Source organism: Mucilaginibacter straminoryzae, assembly GCF_022953055.1.
GTDB classification, from domain to species: domain Bacteria; phylum Bacteroidota; class Bacteroidia; order Sphingobacteriales; family Sphingobacteriaceae; genus Mucilaginibacter; species Mucilaginibacter straminoryzae.
Genome location: NZ_JALJEJ010000011.1, coordinates 22,617 through 46,196 on the forward strand (window position 1 = coordinate 22,617; position 23,580 = coordinate 46,196).

A 23,580-nucleotide genomic window follows, 5' to 3' on the forward strand; every position below is an offset into this window, starting at 1 on the left:
ATGGCATCTCATAGCGAATCGATAATCAGGGAACCGTTAATTACGGGCAAAAACATCACTTATGCCCAAATCACTAACGATGTATTGTTCCCGGTTGAAAATAAACCCAATAAAGCCTGGTGGATAGGTTTTACACTGGCCTCTTTAGGCGCCATGCTTTGGGTGTTTGCCATCAGCTGGACCTTCTGGTTCGGTATCGGCGAATGGGGATTGAACAAAACAGTGGGCTGGGCCTGGGACATCACCGGTTTCGTGTGGTGGGTAGGTATCGGTCACGCCGGAACACTGATCTCGGCGGTATTGTTACTGTTCCGTCAGAACTGGCGTAACTCCATTAACCGTTCGGCTGAGGCGATGACCATCTTTGCGGTAATTTGTGCGGCCACTTACATCTTCGGTCACATGGGCCGCCCTTGGTTAGCTTACTGGACACTTCCGCTTCCGAACCAATATGGTTCACTGTGGGTTGACTGGAACTCGGCGCTGATGATGGACGTATTTGCGATCTCGACATACTTCTCTGTATCATTAGTATTCTGGTACACCGGTTTATTGCCCGATATCGCTTCTATCCGTGACCGCGCTACCGGCCTTCGCCGTCGCATTTATTCGATCTTCTCTTTCGGATGGACCGGTTCGGTAAAAACCTGGCAGCGTTTCGAAACCGTGTCATTAATCCTGGCCGGTATCTCAACACCACTGGTACTTTCGGTACACACCATCGTATCCTTTGACTTTGCTACGTCGCTGGAACCAGGATGGCACACTACCATCTTCCCGCCTTACTTCGTTGCGGGTGCGATCTTCTCTGGTTTCGCCATGGTGCAAACCCTGTTGCTGATCGCTCGTAAAGTGTTAGGCCTGGAGAACTATATCACTATGTTCCACATCGAATCGATGAACAAGATCATCATCCTGACAGGTTCTATCGTAGGTGTGGCTTACTTAACAGAGTTCTTTATTGCATGGTACTCACAATCAGAGTATGAGCAGTATGCCTTCATTAACCGTTCAACCGGACCATACTGGTGGGCTTACTGGAGCATGATGACCTGTAACGTAATCACTCCGCAGTTGATGTGGTTCAAAAAGATCCGTACCAGCATCCCTGCTTCATGGGTGTTATCTATCATCGTGAACATTGGTATGTGGTTCGAGCGTTTCGTAATTATCGTAACCTCTCTGCACCGCGACTTCTTACCATCAAGCTGGGTGATGTTCTATCCAACCTGGGTTGACGTAAGTATCTTCATCGGTTCTATCGGGGTGTTCTTTACCATGTTCCTGCTGTTCTTGCGCGTATTGCCTTCTGTTGCTATGGCAGAGGTGAAATTACTGCTGAAGAGCTCAAGTGAACAGGCTAAGAAAAAACTGATCGAACACGGTCACCTGGATAAAGAGCAGGTAGAGTTTTATAAAGAATCATTAACAAAATACGACAGCGTTGAGCTTGCCGACTACGATAAAGCATAAACCATGAGCAGCACTAAAATGATATTGGGTCTGTTTGACGACCCGGATGAAATGATGCATGGGATCGATCAACTGCAGAAAAACAGTGTTCCGATCTATGATGTGTACACCCCGATGCCTATTCACGGTATAGAGGCTAAACTTGGCATCAAGGATTCTCGCCTGGGTTATGCAGCGTTTTGCTTTGGCTGTCTGGGCGGTTCGGTAATCTTCAGCATCGTGTATTATACTTTGGTACATGACTGGCCGATGAACATCGGTGGTAAACCAAATTTCCCGATGCCTAACTTTGTACCGTTCACCTTCGAATGGACCATCCTTTGGACCGCTTTCGGTATGGTGGCTACCTTTTTCTTCGCAACGCATTTGTTCCCGGGCCGCGCTCCACGCGTAATGGACCTGCGTGCAACTGACGACAGATTTGTAATTGCGATAGATGCAAAAGGCAACGTGCCTCATGAAGATATCACCAGAATACTACAGGACGCTGGTGCAGTAGAAATTAAGCATAACGACAGAAAATATGTTAGCTATGAGTAAATATAAACTATTGGGTGCAACCGCTTTAGCCATCGTTACAGCGGTGGTGGCAACGTCTTGCAAAGACAAGCAAAGCACAGGCTGGCAGTACGCCCCCAATATGTATGAACATATTGCTTTTGAGTACGATCAGAAGAACCCTAATTTTAAAGACGGCAAAACAGCGCAGGTGCCTCCTGCCGGTACTATTCCGGTTGGTTTCACCCGCTTCGATTATCCTAATACCCGCGCCGGTTACGATCAGGCAAGCGCCGAGGTGAAAAACCCGCTTCCTTCTACACCAGCGAATTTTGAAGAAGGTAAAGTATTATTCCTTCACTTCTGTTCACCTTGCCACGGCGAGAACGGACAGGGAGATGGTTTGGTTACCCAGCACGGTTATCCGCCGCCGCCATCTTATTCAAAAGGACAATCATCCCGCGGTGGTGCTATGAAAGACCTTACCGACGGTAAAATTTATCATACAGTTACTTACGGTGTAAACGCCATGGGTTCATACGCGTCGCAACTGTCGCCAGAAGAGCGTTGGAAAGTAATCATGTATGTTCACCATTTACAAACTTTATAAAGAATTATTTTAATGAAAACTGAATATAGTTTTAACGAACGATTCGAGTTTGCAGGTAAAGCAAAAACCTGGAGCTTAATTGCAATTGCAATTGGCATCATAGGCCTCATCATAGGCTTCCTCGATAAAAGTGAAGGTGGCATGCAACGTACTTTTAACGATCTATTGTTAGGCGGTTACTACTTTGTATGTGTATGTATCTGCGGTGTGTTCTTTATGGCATACCAGTACGCAGCACAGTCTGGCTGGTCTGTAAGCTTTTTGCGAATTCCGCAGGCTTTTGCCAAAGTATTACCGATTGCAGCTGTAGTATTTATTATTATCGTAACCGCCGGCCTCTTTACCAAACACGAAATTGTTGAAGAGGGTAAAAAGGTAATGGCGCCTTACTTATATGCACATTGGGCTACACCGGGTTTAACAGATCCGAAAAGTGAAAACTATGACGCGATCATCGCAGGTAAGTCAGCATTCCTCAACATTCCGTTCTTTTACGGTGTCGTAGTGATCTTATTGGCGCTTTATGCGTTGTTTGGCCGTATGCTGGTAAAATACTCAGAGAACGAAGATGAATTAGGAGGTATGCTGAACTATAACAAGAGCTTTAAAGCTGCACTGATCTTCTTAGTAGTTTTCGGTTTTACTTACCCGGTATTTGCATTCGATGCGATCATGTCTGTTGAGGCACACTGGTTCTCTACCATGTTCGGCTGGTATAACCTTGCTGCTTTACACGTAGCCGGTTTGGCTGTAATTACTTTAACGGTATTACTTTTGCACCAAAGCGGTTACCTTGGTTGGGTGAATGAAAACCACATCCACGACCTTGCTAAATCAATGTTTGCTTTTTCTATTTTCTGGACTTATGTATGGTTTGCCCAGTTCTTCCTGATCTGGTATGCTAACCTTCCGGAAGAATCAGTGTATTTCTATCACAGATGGCAGCCAGAGTACAAATGGTGGTTCTGGTTAAACATCGTACTTAACTTTGTGTCGCCGTTATTACTGTTAATGTCGCGTGATTCAAAACGTTACTATGCACGTGTGAAATTCACTTGTGTGGTACTTATTATAGGTCACTGGCTGGATTATTACCTGATGATTATGCCTGGCACCATGCCTGAACGTAACAGCTATATTCCGTTCGGTATCCAGGATGTGCTGATCTTTGTTGGATTTGCAGGTTTATTTACTTTCCTGATGCTGCAAGCATTGAGTAAATTTAAATCACTTATTCCATCTAAGCATCCTTTTGTACAGGAAAGCCTTCATCACCACATTTAATTAGCTAAATTTGTAAACTAATACGAATACCAAACTGAACTATAAAATGGGATTCAAAACACTTATAAAAAATAAATTTCTTACCGCGCTGTTCAGCATGCTGATGCTTTCGGGTACGGAGTTGGTAATGGCGCAGGACGCAAACAGTACCAATACCGCTACCGGTGACCAGTCTGCACAGCAAGCCGGCATGTGGACTTCTGTAAGCTATTACGTGCTGTTGTTTGTGGTTGTATGCTTTGCTGTTGCTGTAGTTGGTAAAATTCTTCGTGTATACGATCTTACCCTGCAAATGCAACGTAAGAAAGGCATCAACTGGAATAATGCCATGGCAGTTGCCTTCCTGCTGTTCCTGATTTTGGGTTTAGCAGGTGTATACTATTCTTTCAGCGTACAGGGATCAATGATTTTACCAGAAGCGGCTTCGCAACACGGTAAAACAATGGATACCATGTTCTGGACTACATTTGGCATTACTGTAGTAGTGTTTATTGCTACCCAGATTTTATTGTTCGGTTTCGTTTTCTACTACCGTAATTCTGATAAACGTAAAGGTTATTACTTGCCGCACAACAATACCATCGAAAAAGCATGGACAATCGCACCCGCAATTGTACTTACCGTGCTGGTAGTTTTCGGTTTCTTCAGCTGGAGAAAGATCACAAACACTGTTGATGCAAAAGGCGAAACAGCATCTATTAACATCGATGTTACCGGTCACCAGTTTGCATGGGAGATCCGTTATCCTGGGCGCGACGGTAAATTAGGTGCAAAGAACTATAAACTGATCAGCGGTACTAACGTATTAGGTCTGGATTTCAAAGACCGTAACGGTTTAGACGATTTACATGCTGATACACTGGTATTACCGGTAAATAAATCAGTAAGACTGAACATTCTTGCGCAGGACGTAATCCATAGCGTTTACATGCCTAACTTCCGTGTACAAATGAACGCGGTACCAGGCCTGCCGACTTTTTTCAAATTCACTCCGACAATTACCACAGCTGAAATGCGCTCACGCCTTGATCAGCCTGATTTTGAATATCACCTGTACTGCAATAAAATTTGTGGTGGAAGCCACTATAATATGCAGAAGATTGTAAAGGTGGTTACCCAGGCTGAATACTATGATTGGCTGGCCCATCAAAAGCCGTATCTGAACGATCAACTGAAGAAGGAGCTTAAGATGGCCGACGCCACTGAGCAGAAGGGTGGAGAAAACAAAAGATTAGCATTAAACAATTAATAGAGGAGTAGCCTATTATGTCAACATTAGCAGTTCACGATCATCACGGAGTTGAGCATCATGATCACGATCATGAACATCACCATAATGAAACGTTCATAAGTAAGTATATTTTCAGTATGGATCACAAGATGATCGCTAAGCAATTCCTGATCACAGGGATTACGATGGCTGTTATCGCGATGATCCTGTCAATCCTGTTCCGTATCCAGCTGGCTTATCCTGATAAATCTTTTCCTTTCCTGGAAACTTTATTAGGTAAGAACTTTGCGCCGGGCGGTCGTCTGGATTCGAACTTTTACTTATCGCTGGTAACTATTCACGGTACCATCATGGTATTCTTCGTGTTAACAGCAGGTCTGAGCGGTACGTTCAGTAACTTACTGATACCGTTCCAGGTAGGTGCACGCGATATGGCGTCGCCATTCATGAACATGCTTTCTTACTGGCTGTTCTTTACTGCCAGTGTAATCATGTTAAGTTCTTTCCTGCTTCAAACTCAACCTGCAGGTCCGGGATGGACCATCTATCCGCCGCTTTCTGCGTTGCCTAAAGCGATGCCGGGTTCTGGTATGGGTATGACCTTGTGGTTAATCAGTATGGTACTTTTCGTCGCATCATCTTTAATGGGTGGTATCAACTATGTAAGTACGGTATTAAATATGCGTACCAAAGGGATGGATCTTTGGAAAATGCCTTTAACTATCTGGGCGTTCTTCCTTACCGCTATCCTGGGTATCCTGGCATTCCCTGTACTGGTTGCAGGCGTAGTGTTGCTGATCTTCGACCGTAGCTTCGGTACCAGCTTCTACTTGTCAGATATCGTAGTTCAAGGTCAGGTAATGAACTTTGAAGGTGGTAGCCCTATCCTGTTCCAGCACTTGTTCTGGTTCCTGGGTCACCCTGAAGTATATATCGTTATCATGCCTGCAATGGGTCTGGTATCAGAGGTAATGGCGGTTAACAGCCGTAAACCAATCTTCGGCTACCATGCAATGGTTTACTCACTGATCGGTATTACTGTATTATCATTCATCGTATGGGGTCACCACATGTTCGTAACGGGTATGAATCCGTTCCTTGGCGGTGTGTTCATGATCACTACGTTGATCATCGCGGTTCCGTCAGCGGTAAAGACCTTCAACTGGTTAGCTACGTTATGGCGCGGTAACATCCGCTTCACACCAGCTATGCTGTTCAGTATTGGTTTCGTATCATTCTTTATCTCAGGTGGTATCACCGGTATCTTCCTGGGTAACGCAACATTAGATATTAACCTGCACGATACCTATTTCGTAGTAGCTCACTTCCACCTGGTAATGGGTTCTGCGGCTATCTTTGGTATGCTTGCAGGTGTTTACCACTGGTTCCCTAAAATGTACGGTCGTCTGATGGACGAAAAATTAGGATACCTGCACTTCTGGTTAACTTTCATTGGTGCTTACCTGGTATTCTTCCCGATGCACTTTATGGGTCTGGATGGTGTTCCACGCCGTTATTATTCATTCACCGAAATTGAGTCGTTGAAACAATGGGTATCTGTAAATACCTTTATTACCTGGGCTGCAATTATGGCTGCTTTAGCACAAGTTGCATTCCTGTTCAACTTCTTCTATTCTATTTTCAAAGGCAAACATGCTACTCAGAATCCTTGGGGTTCTAACACTTTGGAATGGACTACGCCTGTTGAACGTATCCATGGTAACTGGCCTGGTGAGATTCCAACTGTTTACCGTTGGCCATATGATTACAGCAAACCAGGTCATGACGAGGACTTCATTCCTCAGACAGTGCCTTTCTCTCAAACCATGAGCTCAAACCTGCCGCATGATTTTGAAGATAGCCCTGTTGGTGATCAGGAATGGGTGAATACATCAAAATCTAACGAACACGTAAAATAAGCAGATCGGCGATCTGCATACATTAGGGTATCTGCGCCGTAACCACAAGTACCGGACGGATACCCTAAATTTTTAAGAGCATTTTTAATGAGCAAATTATCGCAGCGGAAGAAGTTTAAAAAAATCAATCTGATTGCAGTTATTTCTCTTTTTTTAGTAATTCTGGCTGGTGCAGTAGTACGCAGTTCAGGATCTGGAATGGGCTGTCCGGATTGGCCAAAGTGTTTCGGTCGGTACGTTCCTCCAACAGATGTTTCTCAGTTGCCTAAGGACTATAAACAGGCATATTTAGCCGGTCGTAAGAAAAAGAATGAGAGGTTTGCCAAAACGCTCGACTTGTTTGGCTATCGCGATCTGGCTACCCGTATCAGAAATGATCAATCCATCTTAGTTCCGGAAGATTTTAATGCCATAAATACCTGGACGGAGTATATCAATCGTTTGATTGGTGCTCTGACTGGCATCTTCTTATTAATGACTGCAATTTACTCGTTCAGCTACTGGCCGGATTTAAAGCGGATCCCGCTGTTAAGCGTGGGAAACCTTGTGCTGATCTTTTTCCAGGCATGGTTCGGCTCAATCGTAGTTTCTACAAACTTGACCAGTTGGACCATTACTGTACACATGCTGATTGCCTTAGCAATATTAGCGATCAGTATCTATACTTACCACCTGGCGCTGACGTTCAACCGTGAGCCGGCTAAGGTAAAAGCTATTGTAAATATCACTGCGATTATCGCGCTTCTTCTGACGATTGTACAAATTGTAATTGGTACGGATGTAAGGGAAGATGTGGACACCATAGCCAGCCGGTTGCCCAGCTACCGGGAAGACTGGGTGAACAGTATTGGCAGTTCGCTTGCTACCCACCGCACATTGGCTATTGTAGTATTGATCGCAAACGTGATGCTTTACGCCTTGGTAAGGAAATCTTACAATAGGCATTCGAAGCAGCAGCAGTTGATGAGCTTTACCTTCCTGATGCTGATGTTGCAGATTGTGACGGGTGTTATTTTAAGTTATCTGCAATTACCGCCTGCTGCGCAAACCGCTCACTTGGTAATTGCGAGTGTTATATTTGGTGCACAATTTTATTTGCTGCTCAACCTGCACCGGGCGGCTACATTAAAGGAGGGTGTAATTTGAGCTGGAAAGATTTTGTTAAGCTGGTAAAGTTCAGGCTTACCTTCCTGGTGGTGTTCTCTGCATCCATCTCGTTTTTGATTGGCAGTAAGGTAAACGGTTCCATTAACTGGACGAACTGGGCGATGCTCGTTATAGGCGGGTTTTTGGTTACCGGTGCAGCCAATTGTTTTAACGAGATTATAGAGAAAGATCTGGATAGGCTGATGAAAAGAACTTCAGACCGCCCGATCCCGGCAGAGCGTATGACTACTGGTCAGGCTTTGGTAATAGGTTTGTTTATGGGCCTGGCGGGTACTTATCTGTTGCAGCGCCTGAACCTGTTAACCGGTTTCCTGTCGGTATTTTCTATTGTATTATATGCTTTCGCTTACACACCTTTAAAAAGGAAGTCACCGATCGCGGTATTGGTTGGCGCCGTACCGGGCGCTTTGCCACCACTGATTGGTTATGTGGCTGCGCACGAAAAGATAGATGAGATCGCGGTGATTCTGTTCCTGATTCAGTTTATGTGGCAGTTGCCGCATTTCTGGTCCATCGCTTGGGTTCTGGATGATGATTATAAGCTGGCCGGTTTCAGACTTTTACCTACGGGCAACCGCGATTTAACAAGTGCAATTATTACCTTTGTATCCGCACTGATCTTATTGCCTGTCAGTTTGTTGCCTACATTTTATCATTACGGTGGTTACTATGTAGGAGGGGTGTCACTGGTGTGCAGTTTGATATTCTTATACCAGGCTTATAACCTGATGCGGACGCGCGAAATTAAGGCAGCCCGGCAGTTAATGTTCGGATCATTTTTATACCTGCCGGTTGTGCAGTTGATGTTTTTGTTTGATTTTATCGGAAAGTAAAATGATGGCTCAGTTACAGCAAGACAAAGAGAAATTAAACCTTGCCCCCAAGAAATTTAATATGTGGATATTCCTGTTCACATCCTTTATGTTCTTTATGGCGCTTACCAGCGGTTTTATTGTTTATACCGGCGCAGGTAAAGGCCACGAACTTAATTTTAAGATACCTGATATATTCATCGCTAGCACGGCGGTAATTATTCTTAGCAGCGGTACCATGTACATGGCTTCTAAGGCAGCCAAAGGTTTGCAGTTTGCCAAACAACGGATGTTTTTACTGCTGACGATAGCTTTGGGTATCGCGTTTTTTGCCCTACAGGTTTACGGATGGTACATTATGGCTATCAAAATGCAGATCTATTTTGCAAACCCTAATGCATCGCGTTCGTTCGTTTATGTATTTACCGGCATGCACCTGCTACACATTTTTGCAGGTTTGGTGTTATTGTTAAACAACCTGCGCAAAAGCAATGGCAAAACGCCGCAGGTGAAGAATTTATATAGTATGGAGATGTCCTCATTATTTTGGCATTTTGTGGATATTGTATGGATTTATCTCTATGTTTTTTTACTTTTGAACCAACATTAATTAATCTTCTAATTAGTACACATGAGTACAGCAGTATCACAGATTGACGAAGTAAAGACCACACCGTGGGCTGGCGGCCGTTCGCCGTTTTCAGTTGAGTACGGTAAAATTATGATGTGGTTTTTCCTGCTATCAGACGCGTTTACCTTTTCATCTTTATTAATTGCTTACGGCGCTTTACGTTTCAGCGCGGCTACCTGGCCTGCTGCTGATCTGATCTTCCAGTCCGTACCGGGAACTTCTATACAACACGGTGCACCACTGGTGTTCGTAGGTATCATGACGTTCATTCTGATTGCAAGTTCTGTTACCATGGTACTTGGCGTAGAAGCCGGCCACCGCGGAGAACGTAAAGAAGTAGCGCTTTGGATGGTGTTAACCATCATCGGCGGTTTCATGTTCCTGGGTTGCCAGGCGCTGGAATGGACGCACTTACACGAAGAAGGTTTCTGGTGGGGAAGCATCCCGAAAGAACTTGGTGAATATTTCCACAAAGGCGATGCAGCATCTGCGGTGTCGACCCATCAATTCGCTAACCTGTTTTTCACCATCACCGGATTCCACGGCTTCCACGTATTCAGTGGTGTGGTGATCAACATCATTATCCTGATCAACGTTTTGGCTGGTACTTATGACCGTCGCGGTAGCTACCTGATGGTAGAAAAAGTAGGTCTGTACTGGCACTTTGTAGACCTTGTTTGGGTATTCGTATTTACCTTCTTCTATTTAGTATAACAATCACAACTGATCAATCATTAATATATGTCATCAGAAACAACGCACGCGCATGACGGTCACGCAGATGATCATGCATCAATGTCAAAAAAGAAAATATGGCAGGTAGCAGGTATCCTGACCATGATTACCGCTATCGAGTTCATCGTGGCGTTATATCTGGTACCTCACGATATCATTGCGCTGCATACTGCTAACCCTATTTATATCGTACTGACACTGGCTAAAGCCTTTTACATTGTGGCTTACTTTATGCACCTTAAATTTGAACGGGTTGCGCTTATTTATTCAATCGCAGTACCTGTTCTGTTTATTATCGGTTTAATCCTGGTGCTTACCAACGAAAGCCACCACTGGATTGATCTGAGAGGATAATGAAGAACGCTTCTTATTACGTTAAGAAATTAATAATCCTGGTAGTTATTTTAGCGCTACCGGGATTTTTATATTATTTACTGGTCCAAAAGGGTAAAAACCGGTATAAACCGCTGCCGATCTACGGCCCTAAACAGGTAGCAAAGACAGGGCATAAGCACCACGGTGAATTTATCCCCGATACGATTTACCATCATTTGCCCGACTTTAAACTGACGGATCAGAACGGTAAAACCATTACCCCGCATAATTACGATTACAAGATCTTTGTAGCGAATTTCTTTTATACCAACTGCCCCGAATTGTGTACTAAAGTTGCCCATAACCTGGATACACTGGTTAAGGGTTATGCGCATAACAAGATGGTGAACTTTATCAGTATCTCGCTGGACCCATCGCATGATTCGCCACAGGTATTGAAGCAGTATGCGTCAAAACTGCCTAATACCGATAAATGGTTATTCTTAACCGGCGATACTGCTACCGTGAATAACCTGGCATCGAAAGGTTTCTTGCTGAATGCACTGCATACGCCGGATAACCAGTTTATACTGGATGATAAGTTGGTGCTGATTGATGCGGAACGGCGTATCCGTGGCTACTACTCGGGCACTTCTATTGCCGAAGTTAACCGCTTAAATGATGAGATTAAAGTTTTAATAGCCGAAGAATTAAGAAAGATAAAAGCCCCTTCAATTTAACATCATGAGTGATAAACTGATATTCCGCTTTGTAACCGGTATTTCGATATTTGTTTTTTTAGTGGTGGTGATCCTTAACCGCAAGATCCTGCCGGCGCCATCACCTGTGCCTTCTTTTGTACACTTCTTACCAAAGCTTAACGCGATACTAAATGGTACCTGTAGTGTTTTATTGCTGATCTCTTTATACTTCATCAAACGGGGAAATGTTCCGATGCACAAGCGGATAAATATCCTTGCATTTTGCTTATCGTCTCTGTTCCTGGTTTCTTACATCGCTTTCCACTGGTTGGCGCCTGAAACTCGTTTCGGTGATTTGAATGGCGACGGTGTTGTTTCGCCAGAAGAGGCCGCTAAAGCCGGTAGTATACGTTATGTATATTACGTGATATTAATCTCGCACATTATACTGGCAGCAGGCGTTTTACCGTTAATTCTGATGAGTTTCTACCGTGGCTTACAAATGCAGGTAGAGAAGCATAGGAAGCTGGTGCGGTGGACTTTCCCCATCTGGTTTTACGTTACCGTGACCGGTGTAATTGTTTATTTGTTAATTTCGCCATATTACAATTTCTAATCAAAATAGTGTGATGAAAAGCTTAAAGGTGTTCTTAGTTGCGATGGTTCTGGTGTTAAGCTTTGGTGTTGGCTTGCAGGTTAAAGCGCAATGCGCCATGTGTTCTGCTACGGTAGAAACAAATGCAAAAGCCGGGAAAGACCAGACAAAGGGCTTAAATAACGGTATTTTGTTTTTGTTGGCAGCACCCTACCTCGCAGTTGCTGCATGCGGTTATGTGTGGTTTAAAAAATATCGCCGTAAGGATGTAGACCTGAATATGCGTAAAGAGCGTATTCATCTTAATTAATACTCTTTGCCCCAAGGGCTTTTAAACTATGGCTCAAACCCCTAAAAGTTGGGCTTTGCTTCATGCAAAATGTCCGAGATGCCGCCGTGGCGATATGTTTGCGGGGCCGATGTACAGCTTTGGTAATAACAAAACCAATGACGATTGCCCGCACTGCGGCTTACACTTTGAGATTGAGCCTGGCTATTTTTATGCCGCAATGTATGTTAGCTATGCGATGAATATTGCAGAGGCAGTATCTTTGATGGTGGCCACCTATGTATTCACACAAAACACTACTTCGCCCTGGTTGTACCTTGGCGTTATTTTAGGCGGCGCATTTTTACTGGCCCCGTTTAATTATCGTTACTCCAGAGTTTTGTTACTATATTGGCTGTCGCCCAAAATACATTACCAACCACAGTTAGATACCGATGATCAGCCAAAGCGCTCTTGATTTTATTAAAGAAGTTGCTGAAAATAATAACCGCGAATGGTTTATGGATAATAAACCCCTTTATGAAGAGTCGCGCGAGAATATGCTGGAGTTTACGGCCGCTCTGCTGACGGAACTCGGGAAGACAGATCCTGTAATAGCCTTGGCAGATCCGAAGAAAGCACTACAACGGATCTACCGCGATGTGCGTTTCAGCAAGGATAAATCGCCATATAAAGACCATTGGGGCATTGGTTTGTCATCCAACCCATCTAAGCCAGACGCTACCGGTTATTACATCCATATTAAACCGCAGGGCAGTTTTGTCGGCGGTGGATACTGGCAACCAACTTCAGAACATATCAAGGCTATCCGGCAGGAGATTGATTACAACGGTGCGGAGCTTAAGGAGATTATAGACGATAAAGAATTTGTAAAGCTTTTCGGCGATTTCCGCAAACAGAACCAGTTAAAAACACTGCCCAAAGGGTACGAAGCCGACCATCCGGATATCAGCCTATTAAAATTAAAAGATTTTATCGCCATGCATGATTTTAAGGATGCCGAGCTGGTTAAACCGGACAGCTATAAACGCATTGCCGGTGTGCTGGCTAAGATTTATCCGCTCAACCAATTTCTAAACAACGCAATTTCCTAATCATACTTTAATGAAAATCAAATATTACATCCTGGCCATTTTACTGCTAAGTGGTCTTCACTCTTGTAAAATATTATCTAACAAAGCTTATAATGCCCTGGTGGCCGAGCGCGATTCTTTATCGACACGGACTACCACCCTGGAAGCCCAGGTTGCACAACTGCGCGCGGATACGGCAAGGATCCATAAAGCAATTGCAGATTTGCAAAGCCGTTATAATACTCTTAGCGATAACTATAACCAGGCAAATAAGAACCTGGATAAGACGTCATCACGGGTAAGTCAGCTTTCGAGCGACCTGCAAAAGCGTGAAGCGAGGCTGAAGGAAGTGGAAGAGATTTTGCGTAAACGCGATGAAGCCGCCAACGCTCTTCGTGCGAAGCTGCAACAAGCCTTGTTAGGTTTCCAGCAAAGCGGCTTAAGCGTGGATATCCGGAATGGTAAAGTATATGTATCGCTGGCAGATAAACTATTGTTCCCTTCGGGAAGTATCGTGATTGATGAGCGCGGAAAAGCTGCGCTGAAGCAATTTGCAGAAGTGCTGAATAAAGAATCGGATATTTATATTGCCGTTGAAGGCCACACCGATACGAAAAAGGTGTATAACCTGGGCCAGATAAAAGATAACTGGGACTTGAGCGTGCTGCGTGCAACTTCTGTAACCAGGTATTTAACCGATGTGGAACATGTTGACCCGGTAAGGCTTACCGCAACAGGTAAAGGGCAATATCAGCCGTTGGACCCAGGTACAACGCCGGATGCGCTGGCCAAGAACCGCCGCATTGAGATTGTGCTGACGCCAAAACTGGACGAGCTGTATAACCTGATTAACAAATAGCACTAACGGTAAAACCGTCCATGTATGTGGGCGGTTTATCTTTTTATTATGATGAAAACTTATGCCGTTATCTCGGATATCCATGGGAATTTGCAGGCGCTGCTTGCCGTGCTGAAGGATATCCATGCCCGTGAGATAGATAGTATTATTAACCTGGGCGACCATTTTTATGGCGCCTTCGAACCTGAAGGGGTAGCGCAGGTGCTTCGCGAAAATCCGATGTTATCCATCCGCGGGAATACCGATCGGGCGATTTTAGAAAGTATAGAACGCGATGGCGCTGCTTCGCACAAACCGGAAATGGTTAGGGTGAAGGCCGAACTTTCCAAACGTTCTGTAGAATGGCTGGAAACCTTGCCTTTAACCGCTTCTGTAGATCATAAAATATTTGTTTGCCACGGTACGCCCGAAAGTGATAACGAATACCTGCTGGAGAAAGTAACCGAGCACGGTGTATTTGTTTATAACGACGAAGAACTGATAGAAAAGACAAAGAACATAGAGGAGAAGGTGATCTTGTGCGGGCATTCGCATGTAAACCGCGTAGTATATCTTTCTAACGGTAAGATTATTCTGAACCCTGGCAGCGTGGGTTTACCCGCTTACCTGGGTAACGGGGAGTACCGCTTTGCAATGGAATCAATGACGCCACACGCCAAGTACGCGATTATCCGGATTAGCGGCGACGCAGTTCACATAGAGCAGGTGAATTGTCATTATGACTGGCATGCCGCATCAGACGTGGCCCGCAGTAACGGCAACGAGAACTGGGCAAACTTTGTGCTCACCGGTAGAATGCCTAAAGATTTAAGGGTGGAGTAAAATTTGATGTGCAAATGTGCAGATGGGCAAATTGAATAAGATAAATTAATGCAGATGTGTTTTATTAACAGCATCTGCACATTTTTAATTTGCACATCGATCATTTTGCACATCAATATTAATACGGGCTCACCAGTTCGTCGAATGCTGGCAGCAATTCGTCTTTTGGTGATAACAATACTTCGGTATCGGCAATACCCCAGCCAATGCCTAAAGTAGGATCGTTCCAGATCACGCCGATTTCTGAATTTTTATCGTAATAGCCCGTTACCTTATAGGTAAAGATGGTATTGTCTTCAAGTGTTACAAAGCCGTGCAGAAAGCCCGGCGGTACCCAAAATTGTTTGTGATTTTCGCCGCTAAGCTCTACGCTTACGTGTTGCCCGTAGGTTGGCGAATTCTTACGGATGTCCACCGCAATATCTAATACGCGGCCCTGTATAACGCGAACCAATTTACCTTGTGCAAACGGCGGTGCCTGCGCATGTAAGCCACGCAGTGTGCCTTTTTGTGAAAAGGATTGATTATCCTGAACGAAATCAGCCTCGATACCTGCATCAGCAAATTTCTTTTTATTGTAGCTTTCGTAAAAATAACCCCGGTCGTCAGGGAAAATGCGCGGCTCGATAATTACCAGGCCTTCTATAGCAGTAGTCGTAATATTCATGGGGTTTAAACTTCTTGCATCAGGGTGTTGAACACCACAAATTTGTTTTCGAACTTTTCGTTGTGTTTAATGTGCAGCGGGTTTAAATGGTACAGCATAAAATCCTCGTACTTTCCAAAATCATCCGTAAAATACTGGATGCAGTATGTAGTACCCTCGTTAGGCGAGTTTAATACCTTCAACATCTGGTAGCTTTCAAAATTCTGGGTATCAAGTACGGCCGGGATGTGATTTGCTTTTATCCATTGCAGCCATTCGTCGTGGATATCATCTTCAACAACAAACGTCTCGTTGTAAATTATCATGAATCAAAAATAGAAAATTAAGATGAAGTGTCTGGTGCATCGCCCCTTAATATTCTGAAGCGTTTACGTGCTTCGTTTATCCAAAGGCTTCCCGGGTAATCCGTAATGATCTTTTGGTAATAAGTTTTGGCCAGATTCTTATCATTCAACTGGTTTTCGTATAAATCGCCCAACATAAAAACAGCATCGTCCGCCCAGAGGTTAAAGCGATGCGCTTCGGCAATCTGTTTCAACGAGGCAACGACTGTCTGATATTCTTTCTGCTGCAGGTAAATACGTGCTTTAGCCATTAAAATATCGGCAGTTAAATTATTGCCCGGATATTTTTTATCAATGCTGTCCAACGTAAGCAAAGCTTTCTCGGGCAACTGTTTAAAAATCCACAAATCTGCACGGGCGTACATTTTAAGTGCATTACCGGTAGTGTCAAAAGTGGTGTTATCGGTAATCATCAACGAAAGGTTCAGGGCATCATTGGCAATCAACTGGGAGGTGGCTGCTTTTAAAACATCCAGCTGTCCTTTGGCCCAGGTAAAATCGCCCGTGTAATAAGCAAGTTTCGCGTTTCTGAACTGCGCATCCTGGCCGATGGGTGTCCCTGCATTTGCCTTTTCTACCTGGCTGTAAATTAAGGTGGCTTCCCAGGGTTGGTTGTTCATTAAATAGATATCCCCCAGATCCAGTTTACAGGAAGCAAGGGTATTGGGCCGCAGGTTTGGTACCGCGATAACTTGTTCCAGCAGCTTTTGTGCATCCGCATACTTATGCAGTTTAAAGGCCTGCAAATTAGCCAGCCGCTGCATGGCAAAGGCGGTGCCTGCGTTTTTGCCGAATTCGTTGAGCAGGCTCAGGTAATCCTGTTCAATACTTAAGAGGTCGGCCTGGGTATACTTGTCCGCTACGATTTTCTGGTTTTTAACATCCAATATTTCAACGCGGGCGGGTATGTAGAATGGATCTTCTTTTGAGCCATTCGCTACGATAAACTCATAAGCACGGATAGCTTCGTCATAAGCGCCGCTGCCGGCAAGGATGTGGGCCAGATCATAAACACCGGCACCTTTGTCGTTTTTCCGGCGGCTTAGCGCAATGGATTGGTTTAGTGCCTGGTCGTATTGCTTTTGCTGCAGGTATTGCCAGGTCAGCAGTTCGGGGTAGATCAGCTCTTCGGGTTGTTTTTGTATCCGGCGTAAGAGTTCTGTCCGTAACAGATCGTAATCGGCATCGTTTTCAAAAACAGTACTGAAGGTGTTTTGCGCCTGGCTAAGATAGTTAGGGTTTTGGGGAAGAAAGTTAAGGTATTCTTCTATCAGGCCGGTCTTATCTCTTTTGTAACGATAAAGGCTAAGCAGTTCCAGCGTGTAAAGGCGGTCGTTTTTTAAGAGCTTTCGCCCTTGTAAGAAAATTTTAATGGCATAATCTGCATTTTCTGCCTGGTAAAACTGTGTAGCCAGGTTGGTGATCAGCGCCTGATCTGCGGGCATGTTCTTAACAAGATTGTTATAAACATCATCTGCTTTAGCTACGTTACCCTGTTGACGGTAGATACGGCCAAGTGTGATCTGGTATTGATAATCTGCCGGATATTTACGGAGTAATTTTTTTGTGATACTTTCGGCCTCGTCAAATTGCTTTAACGAAAGCAGGCTGTTCACGTAATAGCTGTAATAATTTTCGTTGTCCTGTTTGAAAAGTTTTTGATAGATATCGTTTGCCTTTTGCAAATCGCCGTTCATGGTATATTGCTGCGCCAATTGCAGGTCGCCGGGTTGAGCGAAGGCTGCGCTGAATGCTGAAAGGCAGAAGATCAGAGATACAAAAAACAGCTTCATGCTATTCAAAAGTAACTAATTTAAGATGCAATTACGTATAATTTGATAACGTGGTATACGGGTAAAATTGTAGTGACATGATAGAATGAATAATAGAAATTATCTAATTTGACCTAAATAGATACGAGCTGACGACGTTGTGTAACATGATAAACCGACTGCATTTTTGTTTTTTTATAACACTTATATTTTTAGCTGCTGCCTGCCAGGGTCCGCGGGTAAGGCAGATACCTGTTGTCGATTTCTTTAAAACCCCTGACAAAACGCTATTTAAGATCTCGCCCGATGGTAAGTATATCTCTTACCTGAAACCCTATAAAGACAAGCAGAATTTATACATCCAGTCCCTCGCCGATGGTAAGGAAGTAATGGCTACTTCTTTTACAGATTACCCCGTACACGATTACTTCTGGACGTACAATAACCAGATTGTTTTGAACCAGGATCTGGTGGAGTTTGACCAGTTTAAGTTGTATGCGCTTGATGTAGCTACGCTGAAGTTGCGCGATGTGCTTTCTTTAGGTAAGGTGCGGCTAAGAATGCTTAACCGTAACCGCGTAAACCCCGATATTGTTACCTGCGCATTAAATAAACGTAACCCTGCCATCTTTGACGTATACCGGCTGAATATCCGTACAGGGGAGTTAACCATGTATCTGCCTAACCCGGGAAATTTTACCGACTGGATTACAGAGCCCGATGGCCGCATCCGCCTGGTAAAAGCTTCAGACGGTGTGAACGAAACTGTATTGTTCAGGCATACAGAGGAAGATGCCTTTAAACCAATCATCGTTAATAATTTTAAAGATGGCGTGCAGCCGATTGCGTTTACCGGAAACGGCAATAATTTTTTTGCGTTGTCTAACGTCAATCGTGATAAAACGGCGTTGGTTGAAATAGATGCAAGTGACGGTAAGGAAACGCGGGTATTGTATGAGAATAATAAAAGCGATATCCAGTACTACGGCTATTCAAAGAAGAACAAGGCGATAGAGTTTGCCGCATGGCAGGATCAAAAGCCTGGCATACATTTTTTAAGTAATACCGCGCAGCAGATCTATAATAAGCTGATTAAGCAATTGCCCGGGACTGAAGTTAACGTGACCGACAGGGACAGCGCCGAACAGAAATTTATTGTAAGCAGCAGTACGGATACCAACCCCGGTTCTTATTACCTGTACGAAAGCGGCACGCAGCAATTAACCAAGCTGGCCGACGTAAATCCGAACCTGAAACCCGAAGAGTTATGCCAGATGGAGCCGGTAAGTTATAAAGCCAGCGACGGACTAACCATTAATGGTTATATTACTTATCCAAAGGGTAGCAGTAAGCAAAAACTGCCTGTAGTGGTGCTGCTCCATAACGGCCCCTGGGGGCGTACGATGTGGGGGTATAATGCCGAAGTACAATTCCTGGCCAACAGGGGATATGCTGTGTTTCAGGTAAATTATAGGGGATCCATCGGGTATGGGAAGGCTTTTTACAGCGCAGGATTTAAACAGGTTGGCGGGCGCATCCAGCAGGATATTACCGACGGCGTGCATTGGTTAATTAAAGAAGGTATTGCCGATCCTAAGCAGATCGCCATTTTTGGCAGTGGCTTCGGTGGTTTTTGTGCGCTGTATGGTTTAGCCTATCACCCCGAGCTTTATAACTGCGCCATCGTGCAGTACGGCCTTATTAACTTCTTTACCTTTATTAAAGATGCGCCGCCATTTTTTAAGCCAAAGCTGAAGATGATCTATGAAATGGTAGGCAACCCGGAAACAGATGCCGACCAGCTACGGGCAATTTCGCCGGTTTTTCATCCGGATAAGATCAAAGCACCGGTACTCATTTTTCAGGGAGCGAAGGACCCTCGGGCAAATATTAATGAGTTGAACCAGTTTGTACGCGAACTAAAAAGACAAAAGGTACCGGTTACCTATGTGCTGAAAGAGAACGAGCGTACCTATTTCCGCAGCGAGCATAACCGTACCCAGATGTATGCCGAAATAGAAAAGTACCTGGATAACAATATGCGCAAAAAGCTTTAGCGGTAGCAGATGAAACAGCAGCAGGGATACCAGAAGAACTTTTCGCTGATCGTCGCTTTTTTCGTCCTGATATCGGTATCACTTATTGTGGCCTTAATTATCACCTACAATTTTACCGATAAGTACGTAGAGAATGAATTTGCTTCGAAAAAGATAGATGTACTGGAGCAAACGCTTAAGCCGTATGAAGACCTTTATCTGAACAAGGTTTACGAGATCACAAATTTTCAGGGCTTCCTGGATTCGGCCTCAGCGGCAAAGTATTCCGCTTCTGTTTTCAGCAGTTACCCTTTTGTAAAGCGTACTGTTTTTTATGATGTCCGCATCGGTAGTCATGATGCGCAGGGGCGCTCGCCGGGCATTTCCCTCTCTGCCGTTTACGATTATTCGCTTAAAAATAAAAAGGTTACCGGCAGGCGCAGGCCGGTTATCGAAGACGCAGACTTCAGGCAGATGGCCGAGAAGTTCAGTAATTACCTGGTAGATGCGGACACTTCGCGAATCCCTGACCAAAGCGAGGTGTTCAAAACCTTTTATGATATTAAGCCGAATAAAATTACGTATTTGAATATTCCGCGGCGCGAGGAGATTAAAGCATACCGGCAGTTAAAGCCTAACAGTGCATCGTATTACAAACAAAATATGATGACCTTCCAGCTTGATCCGTATGCATTGCGGGTGGCCAATACCCACCCTGAACTGTATCAGCGAATCAGTATCCAGCCGGTGGTATATGATCCGCTTGATGATGAAAGCAAGGAACTGATCGCCGAAATTCCCTTCCCCGGGGCTTTTTCGGATTATAAGCTGTATTTCCGTTCGTCGAACAACTACCTTCAGACCGAGATCTATCGCCGGTTTGTACCGACAGCGGCGATTGTTTTGCTGATCTACACCTTTCTGATGGTGATCGGCTGGCTGATCTATCGTAACCTGAGTATCAACCTGAAGATATTTAAGCTGCAGTACGATTTCATTAACAACTTTACCCACGAGTTTAAAACGCCGGTAAGCGTGATCAAGATAGCGGGTTCAAACCTGCGCAGCGAATCTGAACTGACCGAGCGGCAGCGCAAACATTATGGCCGCATTCTGGATGAGGAAGCAGATAAACTGAACGACTTGATGAATAAGCTGCTTTCTTTTACGCAGATAGAAAATAGGTCTATCAAGTTAAAAAAGAAAGAGATTAACGTGCCCGAGTTTGTAAATAGTTATATCGAAACCTTCCGGATCAAATACCCGGATTTTAAGCTTCAGTACCAAATAGACCATGCGGTCACTTTTTTTGCCGACCCGGTGTTGTTAGGCAGTATTTTTCAGAACCTGATGGAAAACGCGTATAAGTATTCGCACCCCCAAAGTAAGGAATTGATGATCAGGGTGACGCATGAAAAGCGGAATATTGTATTTACTTTTAGCGATAAAGGCATAGGCATACCCAAAGGCGAGGTACGGAATATTTTTAAAAAGTTCTATCGTATCGAGAATAAGTATAATCAAAATGGTAGTGTCGGCCTCGGTTTGGCATTTTGTAAAGAACTGGCTATTTTTATGAATGGCGATATTACGGTAGAAAGTGAAGTAAACAAAGGGTCTGTTTTCACGGTTACCTTGCCCTACGAATCTTAATTATGAATAAGGAAATTAAAATTGCACTGGTAGAAGACGACGAGAATCTTAGATTTTTAGTTGCGGAAAGATTAGAGTCTGAAGGTTATAAGGTTTATGAAGCAGCTAACGGCGACAATGCCGAGCAGATGATCATGAGCGAGAACCCCGATATTGTACTGCTGGACTGGATGCTGCCAGGTAAACAGGGTTCTGAAGTTTGCGAGAACATCAGGAGTAACGGTTTTGATAAACTGGTGATTATGATGACGGCTAAAGCGCAAGACCTGGATAAGATCGAAGCGTACAACTTCGGCGTATCCGATTATATCACCAAACCGTTTAACATGGATGTGCTGGTAGCCATGATCGATAGCAAGATCAAATTCTCACTAAACAGTGATAAGCCCGAATCTTACCGCTTTGCCGGTATGGAGCACCATCCGAATACTCACTTATTAATTAAAGGCGGTAAAAAGATAGAGCTGACCATACTGGAAAACCGTATCCTGCTGTACTTTCTGAAGAATAAGAACAAGGTGATCAACCGGGAAGAACTGATGATGGAAGTTTGGGGATATAATGCCGACGTAAACACACGAACCTTAGATATGCACATTGTGCGCTTACGTAAAAAGATTGAGGATAACCCGGATTCGCCACAATATTTACAAACGGTACGCGGAATAGGCTATAAATTCACCAACGAGTAATCGCCATGAAGCTGCGGGTGGCACGTCATACGGCTTCGCTGCAACCTGTTGTTGATTTTTACTGTTCTGTACTCGGCCTTCAGGTATTAGGTTCATTTAATGATCATGATGGTTACGATGGCGTTTTTCTTGGCTTGCCAGGTTTAGGCTGGCACCTGGAGTTTACCCAATCTTCTGAGGAACCCGTTCATCAGCCGGACGAGGACGACCTACTGGTGTTTTATCTAAGTGATGTAACAGACCAAATAGCTATAGTTGAAAGATATGAAGCGTTTGGGGGCATTGTTCTTGAAGCAAAAAACCCTTATTGGAACAGTAATGGCGCGACGATTGCAGACCCCGATGGCTTCCGTATCGTGATTGCCATAGCCAAAACAACGTAGGTCGCAATACGTATACTCTCCAAAAATGTCATTTCGAAAGAGCCAGGGCGGGAATGGGCGGTTGTGCGAAAGAGAAATATTCTGAGATAGGCAAGATAAAGGCTTGATGCAGAAGATTTCTATCCCACTGGAATGGCTTTTTCCAAACAGCGTTCCTTTTGAACGATATAAGATACTTAACTCGAACGTACGCCAAATAATAAGGTGAATCTTTCCTGTAACCTTATCCGCCTTAGCCGCGTCTTATTCCTAAACTAACATAATCATGAAGACAATCAGTAAACTCATTTTCGCCGTATTAATGCTTGCAGGCGTTAGCCGTAGCTATGCAGCAGTGGAAACCCGCAATGTGGGAAGTTTTAGTTCGATAGAAGCATCTGGTTCATTTGATGTATACATAACACAAACCGGTACAGAATCTGTAAAGGTTGATGCCCCTGCCGATATGATGGAGAAGATTAAAACCGAAGTAAGCGGCGGTGTTTTAAAGCTTTACACCAAAGGCAGCTGGAAAGACTGGAGCTTTTTTGGCGATCATAAAAAGGTAGTGATTTACGTTACGGCCAAACAGTTGAACGGCGTAGGTTTAACCGGCTCTGGCGACGTAGTGCTGAAGAATACCATTAACAGCGAATCTTTTAAAGCAAGGATATCTGGCAGCGGCGATTTTACCGGTAGCGTGAATACTAAAGAACTGGAAGTAGGTATTTCAGGCTCCGGAGATATGCGTTTAAGCGGTAAAGCCAACACATCTGCCGTTAGACTTTCTGGTTCCGGCGATTACGATGGCAAAAACCTGGTAACAGCCAGTACCTCGGTTCATATCAGCGGATCAGGCGATGCGAGCATCAACGCCAGCAATAGTGTAGACGCTTCAGTATCCGGCAGCGGCGACGTGCGCTATACTGGTGGCGCTACTAATGTACATAGCTCTTCGTCTGGATCTGGCGACGTCAGGAGAATGTAGTAGCCCCTCCTCTATCTACTCCGCCAGCTGGCGGAAGGACTTTTTTGGCCCT

At 44.4% G+C, this 23,580-nt stretch carries 26 protein-coding genes; 23 read left to right on the top strand and 3 right to left on the bottom strand.

The window, feature by feature from the left end; genetic code table 11:
- The 18 genes from nrfD (at position 1) to MUY27_RS18010 (ending at position 15,014) form a co-directional block, all read left to right on the top strand.
- Positions 1-1,473: an NrfD/PsrC family molybdoenzyme membrane anchor subunit gene (gene nrfD / locus MUY27_RS17925; protein WP_245132354.1), complete on the top strand. Its 1,473-nt coding sequence runs from the start codon at positions 1-3 to the stop codon at positions 1,471-1,473.
- A 3-nt stretch (positions 1,474-1,476) separates the two neighbouring features.
- A complete protein-coding gene (locus tag MUY27_RS17930; protein WP_245132355.1) occupies positions 1,477-2,013 on the top strand; it encodes a DUF3341 domain-containing protein in 537 nt (178 codons plus the stop codon).
- The gene (locus MUY27_RS17935) at positions 2,006-2,581 is read left to right on the top strand and encodes a c-type cytochrome (protein WP_338042694.1); all 576 of its coding nucleotides are present in this window, start codon (positions 2,006-2,008) and stop codon (positions 2,579-2,581) included. The genes MUY27_RS17930 and MUY27_RS17935 overlap by 8 nt, the downstream gene beginning before the upstream one ends.
- A gap of 12 nt (positions 2,582-2,593) precedes the next feature.
- Positions 2,594-3,865: a quinol:cytochrome C oxidoreductase gene (locus MUY27_RS17940; protein WP_245132357.1), complete on the top strand. Its 1,272-nt coding sequence runs from the start codon at positions 2,594-2,596 to the stop codon at positions 3,863-3,865.
- Between the two features lie 46 nt (positions 3,866-3,911).
- Complete coding sequence (locus MUY27_RS17945) at positions 3,912-5,114, top strand: cytochrome c oxidase subunit II (protein WP_245132358.1); 1,203 nt, start codon at positions 3,912-3,914, stop codon at positions 5,112-5,114.
- Positions 5,115-5,131: 17 nt separating this feature from the next.
- Positions 5,132-7,015: a cytochrome c oxidase subunit I gene (locus tag MUY27_RS17950; RefSeq protein ID WP_245132359.1), complete on the top strand. Its 1,884-nt coding sequence runs from the start codon at positions 5,132-5,134 to the stop codon at positions 7,013-7,015.
- Positions 7,016-7,102: 87 nt separating this feature from the next.
- Positions 7,103-8,161: a COX15/CtaA family protein gene (locus MUY27_RS17955; protein ID WP_245132360.1), complete on the top strand. Its 1,059-nt coding sequence runs from the start codon at positions 7,103-7,105 to the stop codon at positions 8,159-8,161.
- The gene (gene cyoE / locus MUY27_RS17960; protein ID WP_245132361.1) at positions 8,158-9,015 is read left to right on the top strand and encodes a heme o synthase; all 858 of its coding nucleotides are present in this window, start codon (positions 8,158-8,160) and stop codon (positions 9,013-9,015) included. Before MUY27_RS17955 ends, cyoE begins: the two co-directional genes overlap by 4 nt.
- A gap of 1 nt (position 9,016) precedes the next feature.
- Positions 9,017-9,604, top strand: coding sequence for a cytochrome c oxidase subunit 3 (locus tag MUY27_RS17965; RefSeq protein WP_245132363.1), 588 nt, complete (start codon positions 9,017-9,019; stop codon positions 9,602-9,604).
- Between the two features lie 21 nt (positions 9,605-9,625).
- Positions 9,626-10,339, top strand: coding sequence for a cytochrome c oxidase subunit 3 (locus MUY27_RS17970; RefSeq protein ID WP_245132365.1), 714 nt, complete (start codon positions 9,626-9,628; stop codon positions 10,337-10,339).
- Between the two features lie 27 nt (positions 10,340-10,366).
- Positions 10,367-10,714, top strand: a complete 348-nt coding sequence (locus tag MUY27_RS17975; RefSeq protein ID WP_245132367.1) for a cytochrome C oxidase subunit IV family protein — start codon at positions 10,367-10,369, stop codon at positions 10,712-10,714.
- The gene (locus MUY27_RS17980) at positions 10,714-11,415 is read left to right on the top strand and encodes an SCO family protein (RefSeq protein WP_245132369.1); all 702 of its coding nucleotides are present in this window, start codon (positions 10,714-10,716) and stop codon (positions 11,413-11,415) included. Before MUY27_RS17975 ends, MUY27_RS17980 begins: the two co-directional genes overlap by 1 nt.
- Positions 11,416-11,419: 4 nt before the next feature.
- Positions 11,420-11,992, top strand: coding sequence for a DUF420 domain-containing protein (locus MUY27_RS17985; RefSeq protein WP_245132372.1), 573 nt, complete (start codon positions 11,420-11,422; stop codon positions 11,990-11,992).
- Positions 11,993-12,005: 13 nt separating this feature from the next.
- The gene (locus tag MUY27_RS17990) at positions 12,006-12,281 is read left to right on the top strand and encodes a hypothetical protein (RefSeq protein ID WP_245132374.1); all 276 of its coding nucleotides are present in this window, start codon (positions 12,006-12,008) and stop codon (positions 12,279-12,281) included.
- 28 nt (positions 12,282-12,309) lie between these two features.
- A complete protein-coding gene (locus MUY27_RS17995) occupies positions 12,310-12,717 on the top strand; it encodes a DUF983 domain-containing protein (RefSeq protein WP_245132377.1) in 408 nt (135 codons plus the stop codon).
- Positions 12,695-13,354: a DUF2461 domain-containing protein gene (locus MUY27_RS18000; protein WP_245132379.1), complete on the top strand. Its 660-nt coding sequence runs from the start codon at positions 12,695-12,697 to the stop codon at positions 13,352-13,354. Before MUY27_RS17995 ends, MUY27_RS18000 begins: the two co-directional genes overlap by 23 nt.
- Positions 13,355-13,364: 10 nt before the next feature.
- Positions 13,365-14,192, top strand: coding sequence for an OmpA/MotB family protein (locus MUY27_RS18005; protein ID WP_245132380.1), 828 nt, complete (start codon positions 13,365-13,367; stop codon positions 14,190-14,192).
- Between the two features lie 48 nt (positions 14,193-14,240).
- Positions 14,241-15,014: a metallophosphoesterase family protein gene (locus tag MUY27_RS18010; RefSeq protein ID WP_245132383.1), complete on the top strand. Its 774-nt coding sequence runs from the start codon at positions 14,241-14,243 to the stop codon at positions 15,012-15,014.
- A gap of 118 nt (positions 15,015-15,132) precedes the next feature.
- Here the strand turns inward: MUY27_RS18010 and rfbC are convergent, their stop codons facing one another.
- The 3 genes from rfbC to MUY27_RS18025 are packed head-to-tail and all read right to left on the bottom strand — an operon-like array spanning position 15,133 to position 17,818.
- On the bottom strand, positions 15,133-15,681 hold the full coding sequence (gene rfbC / locus MUY27_RS18015) for a dTDP-4-dehydrorhamnose 3,5-epimerase (protein ID WP_245132384.1): 549 nt from the start codon (positions 15,679-15,681) through the stop codon (positions 15,133-15,135).
- A gap of 5 nt (positions 15,682-15,686) precedes the next feature.
- Entirely contained in the window at positions 15,687-15,986 is a 300-nt protein-coding gene (locus MUY27_RS18020; RefSeq protein WP_245132386.1) for a DUF4286 family protein, read from the bottom strand.
- Between the two features lie 17 nt (positions 15,987-16,003).
- Entirely contained in the window at positions 16,004-17,818 is a 1,815-nt protein-coding gene (locus MUY27_RS18025; protein WP_245132389.1) for a tetratricopeptide repeat protein, read from the bottom strand.
- A 146-nt stretch (positions 17,819-17,964) separates the two neighbouring features.
- Here MUY27_RS18025 and MUY27_RS18030 point away from each other — a divergent pair, with 146 nt between their 5' ends.
- The 5 genes from MUY27_RS18030 (at position 17,965) to MUY27_RS18050 (ending at position 23,528) form a co-directional block, all read left to right on the top strand.
- Positions 17,965-19,854, top strand: a complete 1,890-nt coding sequence (locus MUY27_RS18030; protein WP_245132390.1) for an alpha/beta hydrolase family protein — start codon at positions 17,965-17,967, stop codon at positions 19,852-19,854.
- 9 nt (positions 19,855-19,863) lie between these two features.
- Entirely contained in the window at positions 19,864-21,486 is a 1,623-nt protein-coding gene (locus MUY27_RS18035; RefSeq protein WP_245132392.1) for a sensor histidine kinase, read from the top strand.
- Between the two features lie 2 nt (positions 21,487-21,488).
- Positions 21,489-22,178, top strand: a complete 690-nt coding sequence (locus MUY27_RS18040; protein WP_245132394.1) for a response regulator transcription factor — start codon at positions 21,489-21,491, stop codon at positions 22,176-22,178.
- Between the two features lie 5 nt (positions 22,179-22,183).
- On the top strand, positions 22,184-22,561 hold the full coding sequence (locus MUY27_RS18045) for a VOC family protein (protein ID WP_245132396.1): 378 nt from the start codon (positions 22,184-22,186) through the stop codon (positions 22,559-22,561).
- A gap of 265 nt (positions 22,562-22,826) precedes the next feature.
- Positions 22,827-23,528 carry a head GIN domain-containing protein gene (locus MUY27_RS18050; RefSeq protein WP_245132398.1) on the top strand — a complete coding sequence of 234 codons (702 nt, stop codon included), beginning with the start codon at positions 22,827-22,829 and terminating at the stop codon, positions 23,526-23,528.
- The last annotated feature ends 52 nt before the right edge of the window (positions 23,529-23,580 follow it).

What these genes read in the sequence shown, in the direction of transcription:
- nrfD (WP_245132354.1), top strand. Translation starts at nt 1, where the DNA reads ATGGCATCTCATAGCGAATCGATAATCAGGGAACCGTTAATTACGGGC.
- MUY27_RS17930 (WP_245132355.1), top strand. Translation starts at nt 1,477, where the DNA reads ATGAGCAGCACTAAAATGATATTGGGTCTGTTTGACGACCCGGATGAA.
- MUY27_RS17935 (WP_338042694.1), top strand. Translation starts at nt 2,006, where the DNA reads ATGAGTAAATATAAACTATTGGGTGCAACCGCTTTAGCCATCGTTACA.
- MUY27_RS17940 (WP_245132357.1), top strand. Translation starts at nt 2,594, where the DNA reads ATGAAAACTGAATATAGTTTTAACGAACGATTCGAGTTTGCAGGTAAA.
- MUY27_RS17945 (WP_245132358.1), top strand. Translation starts at nt 3,912, where the DNA reads ATGGGATTCAAAACACTTATAAAAAATAAATTTCTTACCGCGCTGTTC.
- MUY27_RS17950 (WP_245132359.1), top strand. Translation starts at nt 5,132, where the DNA reads ATGTCAACATTAGCAGTTCACGATCATCACGGAGTTGAGCATCATGAT.
- MUY27_RS17955 (WP_245132360.1), top strand. Translation starts at nt 7,103, where the DNA reads ATGAGCAAATTATCGCAGCGGAAGAAGTTTAAAAAAATCAATCTGATT.
- MUY27_RS17965 (WP_245132363.1), top strand. Translation starts at nt 9,017, where the DNA reads ATGATGGCTCAGTTACAGCAAGACAAAGAGAAATTAAACCTTGCCCCC.
- MUY27_RS17970 (WP_245132365.1), top strand. Translation starts at nt 9,626, where the DNA reads ATGAGTACAGCAGTATCACAGATTGACGAAGTAAAGACCACACCGTGG.
- MUY27_RS17975 (WP_245132367.1), top strand. Translation starts at nt 10,367, where the DNA reads ATGTCATCAGAAACAACGCACGCGCATGACGGTCACGCAGATGATCAT.
- MUY27_RS17980 (WP_245132369.1), top strand. Translation starts at nt 10,714, where the DNA reads ATGAAGAACGCTTCTTATTACGTTAAGAAATTAATAATCCTGGTAGTT.
- MUY27_RS17985 (WP_245132372.1), top strand. Translation starts at nt 11,420, where the DNA reads ATGAGTGATAAACTGATATTCCGCTTTGTAACCGGTATTTCGATATTT.
- MUY27_RS17990 (WP_245132374.1), top strand. Translation starts at nt 12,006, where the DNA reads ATGAAAAGCTTAAAGGTGTTCTTAGTTGCGATGGTTCTGGTGTTAAGC.
- MUY27_RS17995 (WP_245132377.1), top strand. Translation starts at nt 12,310, where the DNA reads ATGGCTCAAACCCCTAAAAGTTGGGCTTTGCTTCATGCAAAATGTCCG.
- MUY27_RS18000 (WP_245132379.1), top strand. Translation starts at nt 12,695, where the DNA reads ATGATCAGCCAAAGCGCTCTTGATTTTATTAAAGAAGTTGCTGAAAAT.
- MUY27_RS18005 (WP_245132380.1), top strand. Translation starts at nt 13,365, where the DNA reads ATGAAAATCAAATATTACATCCTGGCCATTTTACTGCTAAGTGGTCTT.
- MUY27_RS18010 (WP_245132383.1), top strand. Translation starts at nt 14,241, where the DNA reads ATGATGAAAACTTATGCCGTTATCTCGGATATCCATGGGAATTTGCAG.
- rfbC (WP_245132384.1), bottom strand. Translation starts at nt 15,681, where the DNA reads ATGAATATTACGACTACTGCTATAGAAGGCCTGGTAATTATCGAGCCG.
- MUY27_RS18020 (WP_245132386.1), bottom strand. Translation starts at nt 15,986, where the DNA reads ATGATAATTTACAACGAGACGTTTGTTGTTGAAGATGATATCCACGAC.
- MUY27_RS18025 (WP_245132389.1), bottom strand. Translation starts at nt 17,818, where the DNA reads ATGAAGCTGTTTTTTGTATCTCTGATCTTCTGCCTTTCAGCATTCAGC.
- MUY27_RS18030 (WP_245132390.1), top strand. Translation starts at nt 17,965, where the DNA reads ATGATAAACCGACTGCATTTTTGTTTTTTTATAACACTTATATTTTTA.
- MUY27_RS18035 (WP_245132392.1), top strand. Translation starts at nt 19,864, where the DNA reads ATGAAACAGCAGCAGGGATACCAGAAGAACTTTTCGCTGATCGTCGCT.
- MUY27_RS18040 (WP_245132394.1), top strand. Translation starts at nt 21,489, where the DNA reads ATGAATAAGGAAATTAAAATTGCACTGGTAGAAGACGACGAGAATCTT.
- MUY27_RS18045 (WP_245132396.1), top strand. Translation starts at nt 22,184, where the DNA reads ATGAAGCTGCGGGTGGCACGTCATACGGCTTCGCTGCAACCTGTTGTT.
- MUY27_RS18050 (WP_245132398.1), top strand. Translation starts at nt 22,827, where the DNA reads ATGAAGACAATCAGTAAACTCATTTTCGCCGTATTAATGCTTGCAGGC.